The following is a 6,489-nucleotide window of genomic DNA, read 5'->3' on the forward strand; positions in this document are numbered from 1 at the left end:
GATTTCAGGACTCCGACAAGGTGGCACAGCCGGCTGTGGTTGGGCGGTGCGTGGCAATATGGTGGATGGCAAACCAGAGCTGACCGGCGGCGATGCCACCGTCATTGAGTGGCAGGGTTTCGCTGGTCAATACCTGCCGGCCGGCCGCTTCGAGAGCGGGTACCAGCTGGTCTATCAGCACCCGGTTTTGAAAGACGCCGCCCCCGAGTACCACCGGATAGCCGGGGAAGCGCTCGGCAAGGGCGATGACCAGAGCGCTGATGGCGCGGATAAAACCGGCGGCCAGGATGGCGGTGGAGGTGCCTTTTCTCTGCTCGCTGACAAGGGTATGGATCAGCTCGGCCCACTCGATCTGCAGTGGCCCTTCCGTTGATTGGCTGAGATCAAAGGCGAGGGGGAAGGGCGCTTCATCGGGGGTTAGCTGCAAGGCGGCTGCCTCCAGCAGGAGTCCGGCCTCGCCTTCGTAATCGGGGGTGTCGATCACCCCCAAGAGCGCCGCCACCGCATCGAACAGCCGACCGATGGAGCTGGTGTAGGGGGCGTTGCGACCGAGATGCCAGAGCTGGTGCAGATTGCTGATCCGCTCAGGGGTCAACGTGTTGATCAACGGAATATCGAGGGCGCTGATCTGCTCAGGACTGTGCGATTCAAACAGCAGCCCCAGCAGCTGGCGCATTGGCTCGCGAATGGCCGCCTCGCCGCCGATCAGCTTGAAGGGTTTGAGGTGGGCAACGCGCTCAAAGCCCTGAATGTCTGCGATCAGCAGCTCGCCACCCCAGAGGGTGCCGTCATCGCCAAGGCCGGTGCCATCAAAGGCAAAACCCAGCACAGGGCCCGTGATGTCGTGCTCGGCCATCACAGCCAGCAGGTGGGCGTGATGGTGCTGCACCTCGATATGGGTGGCGCTGTGCTCGCGGCAATAGCCCTTGGCCCACAGATGGCTGAGGTAGCCCGGGTGGCAGTCCGAGACCAGCAATTCGGGTTTGAGATCGTAAAGATCGCGAAAGGTGGCGAGAGTCTGCTCGAAGTGACCCTGCATCGGCAAACTGTGCAGATCGCCGATATAGGGGCTGTAAATGCGCTGGCGACCGAAAGCCAGCGCCAGCTGGTTCTTCTGCTGCGCCCCGACTGCCAATAGTGGCACCCTGACCGCCTCTCTCAGGCTGGGAGTGCAGGGGGCATAGCCCCGGGCGAGGCGCAAAGTCTGGCGCCGCCCGCCCGCCCACTGCACCAGACTGTCGTCGCATGGGTGCAGGATGGGGCGGTTGTGATCCAGGATGCCGTCAATCTCGCTGCCGAGTTCCCTGACCACCGCCTCGCACTCGATAAGGATCGGGCTGCCGCGACCATTGGCGCTGGTGGCCACCAGCGGCATGGCGCAGGCATCCAGCAGCAGCTGGTGCAGCGGGGTATAGGGGAGCATGACGCCGAGGTAGGGGATGCCGGGGGCGATCCCCTCGGCCAGCGGCGCGGCTGACTGTCGGGATTCTGAGAGCCGATCATCGTTTTTTCGCTTGCGCAGCAAGGTGATGGGTCTGGCCTGAGAGGCGAGCAGCTGCCACTCTTCTTCGCTGCCGGTGACATGCAATTTGGCCTCGGCAAGGGAGCCCATCATCACCGCCAGCGGCTTGCGCGCGCGCCGCTTGAGCGTTCGCAATCTGGCGACACTCTGTTCATTGCGGGCATCGCATATCAGGTGATAGCCCCCCATCCCCTTGAGCGCAATCAGCGCGCCCGCTTGCAGAGCGCGGGCGGCAGCCTGCAGGGCATCCCCACGCTCGGCCAGCGCATCGCCGAGGCCGCTGCGCCAGGTCAGATGCGGCCCACACTCGGGGCAGCTCACCGGCTGGGCGTGGTAGCGTCTGTCCAGCGGGTTTTCATAGGCTGCCGCGCAGCGCGGGCACATGGCAAAGTCCGCCATGGCGGTATGGGGGCGATCGTAGGGGAGGCGGCGGATGATGGTGTAGCGCGGGCCGCAGTGGGTGCAGTTGGTAAAGGGGTAGTGGTGGTGGCGATCCGCAGGGTTGGCCACATCGTTGGCGCACGCCTCGCACATTCCCTGATCCGGCGAGATGGCCACCGTAGCGGCGCTCTGCTGCTGGCTGGCTTTAATTCGAAACTGGCCATGAAATTGGCCATCAAAGTCGGGATCATGAGCGAGGGGCAGTTCCCGCTCGCTGAAATGATCGATGCGGCTAAGCGGCGGTGCCAGCTCCCGCAGTTCGCGGGCAAAGCTGGCCAGCTGCTCGGCGGAGCCCTCGGCGCCGATGGTGACGCCATTGGCATCGTTCAACACATAGCCGGCAAGGCCGTGGCGCAACGCCAGCCCATAGACGAAGGGGCGAAAGCCGACCCCCTGCACGATACCGTCGATATGAAATTCGCGGCGCAGTCGGGTGGCCACAGGATTGGAAGAGCCAGAGGGGGCTATGGTGGCGCTCATGCCGGCTCCATCTCATCTTGAGGGGCTGGCAAACGCAGTACCCGGCGCTCGTTCTCCTCGCGCCGTACCCAGCCATCCATCTCCATGCGCAGGCAGAACGGAATGGCGTATTTGCGTGACAAACCGGTGATCTCCTTGAGGGATGCCATGTCGATCAGATCTCCCACCTGCTGGCCCGCCAGCACGGCGGCGACCATCTGGTTGTACAGGGCGGCGTCGTAGTAGATGGGGCCATCGAGCTGCACCAGATACTTGAGTCGCGCCAGGTTGCGCAGCTGCTTTTGCAACGCGCCTTTTTGCAGCAAGCCCTGCTGCAGGGCTGCGGGCAGCTTGCGGGTGATAAAGGGATCCAGCTCCACGCCGCCGGGGCCCAGTTTACCGGGCTCGTACCCCTCCTTGCCTTGATCTCGCACCACCTTGAGCACCAGCTGTGCCTCTTCCCCCAAATCATCTTCCGACTCGCCGTTGCCCGGCTGCCACTTGTCATGGTGCAGGCGAACAAGCTGCTCGCTTTTGAGCTGCTGGAGCAGGGCCTGAATGACCGGCAGGGCGATGCCAAAGCGGGTCGCGAGCTCGGCGGCGCTGAGCGGTTCGCTGGCCAGCGTAGCGAGCAGGTGAGCGCGGCTTTGGGCCAGCCAGTGGTTGTCCAGCAGCCAGTCAGCGAGGGGGGTGACCTGTTCGGGCCGCTGGTGAAAGCGGCTGGCCAGCACATAGCCGTTGAGCCCCAGTTGCAGGGCGGCCGGGTTGTAGTGTTCCAGCAGATCCGGCAGCTCGCCCAGCAGGGCGTGCAGCGCCTTGCGTCTGGCGGGGTGGATGTCGCCGCACCAGACGATGCGGGCGCCGTGCAGCAGTTCGCTGCTGCCGTGGCGAATGATGGCGAGCGGCTGGCCGAAAAAGCAGGGGATGGGGCTGGTAAAGATCAACCGCGCCAGCCGGGTATCCTTGATGGGCACGAAACGGGCCCGGCCATGCCAGCTGCCGAGGGCGATTTCAACCTCGCGGTTGCGCTGTTCCCGGATGCTGCCGCCGACCTCATTTAGCCGCACGATAAGGTGGGTGGCCGCCTCGCACTGACCGGCAGTGCTGGTAAGGCAGTGACCGCGGGCCACCTCCTTGTGAGGCACTTTTTTCAGGCCCACCGCCACCCGGCAGACGGCGCCAATCTCGTCGACGCTCTGGTGATAGGCCTGCAGGGAGCGCACCTGCACCTCCCGATCGGCGGGGTAGAGGCGCAGCTTGTCCCCCACCTTGAGGCGGCCCTGTTGCAAGGTGCCGGTGAGCACTGTGCCGGTGCCATTGGCGGTAAAGACACGGTCTACATACAGTCGCGGGGCGCTCTGCTCGCGGGCAGCTTGTGAGGCTGGCAGATCGGCAAGTTGGCGCACGATGGCGGTGTGCAGGGCAGCCATATTGGCGCCGGTTTTGGCGCTGACGCTGACGATATCGGGCACCATGCTGCTCTCGTCCATCACCCGTTCCAGCAGGCTCTCTTCAAGCAGTAAAAGCTCGTCGGGGGAGACCAGATCACACTTGTTGATGCAGACCAAGAGGCGCGGCACCCCCATCGCCTTGAGCAGGCGCAGGTGATCGCCGGTCATCGGCATCCACCCCTCGTCGGCGGCGATGACCAGCAGCACCAGATCCAGACTCCAGAGCCCCGCCACCATATTGCGGATATAGCGCTCGTGGCCGGGCACGTCGATGACGCCTATGGTGTTGCCCTGACCGTCGTCGAAGTGGGCAAAGCCGAGATCCTGAGTCATGCCGATGGCCTGCTCATGGGCGCGGGCCGTGGTGATGCCGGTGAGGGCCTTGATCAACAGGGTTTTGCCGTGATCTACGTGGCCAGCAAGGCCGATAACGGTGCGATAGGAAGTCATGGGATCAGGGCTCCTCGGTCGCATTTGTTGCATTGAACGGGGCGGGGAGCAGCAACTCCCTGAGTTGGGCGATCAGCAGTTCCATCTCGGTCGGCAGCAGGGTGGCCATATTGAGCAGCACCTTCTGCTGGCGCACGGTGGCAATGACCGGCACCGGCAGTTCCCGCAGGGCATCGAGCAACTGCTGGGCCGGGCGCGGGTCGGTGCATTCGAGCGCAGGGGCCGGGTAGAACTCATCCGGCAAGGTGCCGCCGCCCACCACCAGCTGGGCGGGAACGGGCACAAAGCAGCCGGGCAGGGCGGCCATCAGCCGGGAGGCTCGCGCCTGCATGGCGGCCGGGTTGCTCAAGGTGCGCTGGGCGATGCCCTCGCCGATGGGGGATTTGTTGAGCTTGTGGATGAGCAGGCGTTCCAGCAGGGAGTAGACGATGCGGCTCGGGCGGAAGGTGCGCATCATGGGGTGTTTTTCCAGCCGCTTGATAAGGTCGCTACGGCCGCTGATGATGCCCGCTTGCGGGCCACCCAAGAGCTTGTCACCTGAGTAGCAGACCAGATCCGCCCCCGCCTTGATGTACTGGCGCACCGAGGTTTCGTCCGGCGCAAAATCTTCGCTGGTCAAGCCAGAGCCCTGATCCACCGCCAGCACCACCTGCTCGGGCAGGGCGCGGGCCACCTCGCCGATATCGGGGGATTCGGTAAAGCCGCGAATGGCGAAATTGGATCTGTGCACCATCAGCACCAGCGCGGTCTGATCGGTGATGGCATCGAGGTAATCTTTGGCAGTGGTGATATTGGTGGTGCCCACCTCCACCAGTTTGGCGCCGGAGAGGGCCAGAATGTCGGGGATGCGAAAGCCGCCGCCAATCTGGATCTGCTCGCCACGCGAGACGATCACCTCGCGCCCCTTGGCCACCTCCTGCAGCAGCAAAAAGAGCGAGGCGGCGTTGTTGTTGACCACCAGCGAATCCTCGGCCTGGGTGAGGCAACGGAGCAGGGGGGCGATCAGCCCCTTGCGCCCGCCGCGCTTGCCGGTGGCGAGATCCAGCTCCAGATTGTTGTAGCCGGTGTTGAGGTCACGCACCTCGTCCCACAGATCGGCACTTAACGGCGAACGCCCCAGATTGGTATGCACCAGGGTGCCGGTGGCGTTGATCACCCGGGTTTGACGCTGGCGCAACTGCTGTTGGCAGCGTTTGGCAATCAGCGCCTCGATCTGCTCGGGGGCGACGCCATGCAGGCGAAAATCTTCGCTCTGGCGCAGCTCGCTCAGGGTGTCGCGCACCGCCTGAGTCACCAGCGGGCGGCTCAGCGCCTCGATAAAACCGGCGAGAAAGGGTTGCTGCAGCAGCTGTTCCACTTGTGGCAAACGGCGTGTTTGTTGCTGGTTGGGCTGTTGCTGTGAATCTGGCAGAGAATCGTCGGCAGCCGTACCTGATGCGGGCTGGCGGTGGGGGATGGCTGGCGCGTGAGACGAGTTCGGCATGGGATTACCAGTGCAATGCGTGGGTTCGGGATGCGCACCGGTTTGCCGATAGAGAGGCCGAGCTGACGGGTTATGGCACTGCTGGCGATTTGCGGATGAGTGCAAACTGGGTGCATCAATGAGCGGGTATAAATTAATGCATTCATCAATACTGATAAATTAATTTTTGGCCAGCGAGATAACCTGAGTTCGGATTATATTGGCAAGCGGCAAGCACCTTTTTTAAGGTATTACTTCAAACATATTGAACAAACAATGGAAATAACATTCAGGCCGAAAAATTCAGCGAGAGAGTATTTGTTCAATAGATAAATTTGGCGGAAGAGGCAGGAATCGAACCTGCCAAAGCCTTCTCGGCTCACATCGGTTTTGAAGACCGAGGAGGCCACCAGACCCCATCAACTTCCGTAACGGTCGCCATTTTGTGGCAAATTTCTGTGACTGGCAACGCTTTTTTTGTCATAAAAAAGCGAGAGTTAGCGATTTTTTGAAAAAATCAAAGAACCTTGTTTTATATCAAGTTCAGCACAATTAGCCCGATGTTTTTAATTTAACATCGGGCCTCGATCACATTGCCTGAACCGTTGGTCAATAACGGTCGTTAACACAGGGCGAGATCGTGAACATTTTGTTAAAAATTAAAAATAGTTTTTTGCCTACAAAACAAATACTTATAGGCCTGT

The 6,489-nt window shown here is 62.0% G+C and carries 3 protein-coding genes and 1 tRNA gene; all 4 read right to left on the reverse strand.

Translation table 11 applies throughout. The features are described from left to right. Positions 1–4: 4 nt before the first annotated feature. Positions 5–2,443 carry a carbamoyltransferase HypF gene (gene hypF / locus PG888_RS19085; RefSeq protein WP_182939588.1) on the reverse strand — a complete coding sequence of 813 codons (2,439 nt, stop codon included), beginning with the start codon at positions 2,441–2,443 and terminating at the stop codon, positions 5–7. Further along, the gene (gene selB / locus PG888_RS19090) at positions 2,440–4,323 is read right to left on the reverse strand and encodes a selenocysteine-specific translation elongation factor (RefSeq protein WP_270694059.1); all 1,884 of its coding nucleotides are present in this window, start codon (positions 4,321–4,323) and stop codon (positions 2,440–2,442) included. The genes hypF and selB overlap by 4 nt, the downstream gene beginning before the upstream one ends. A gap of 4 nt (positions 4,324–4,327) precedes the next feature. Continuing rightward, on the reverse strand, positions 4,328–5,806 hold the full coding sequence (gene selA / locus PG888_RS19095; protein WP_182939590.1) for an L-seryl-tRNA(Sec) selenium transferase: 1,479 nt from the start codon (positions 5,804–5,806) through the stop codon (positions 4,328–4,330). Positions 5,807–6,121: 315 nt separating this feature from the next. Next, positions 6,122–6,213: transfer RNA gene (locus tag PG888_RS19100), tRNA-Sec, on the reverse strand. Positions 6,214–6,489: the final 276 nt, after the last annotated feature.

The organism is Aeromonas sp. QDB23 (assembly GCF_027707745.1).
Classification (GTDB): Bacteria; Pseudomonadota; Gammaproteobacteria; order Enterobacterales; family Aeromonadaceae; genus Aeromonas; species Aeromonas allosaccharophila.

What these genes read in the sequence shown, in the direction of transcription:
- hypF (WP_182939588.1), bottom strand. Translation starts at nt 2,443, where the DNA reads ATGAGCGCCACCATAGCCCCCTCTGGCTCTTCCAATCCTGTGGCCACC.
- selB (WP_270694059.1), bottom strand. Translation starts at nt 4,323, where the DNA reads ATGACTTCCTATCGCACCGTTATCGGCCTTGCTGGCCACGTAGATCAC.
- selA (WP_182939590.1), bottom strand. Translation starts at nt 5,806, where the DNA reads ATGCCGAACTCGTCTCACGCGCCAGCCATCCCCCACCGCCAGCCCGCA.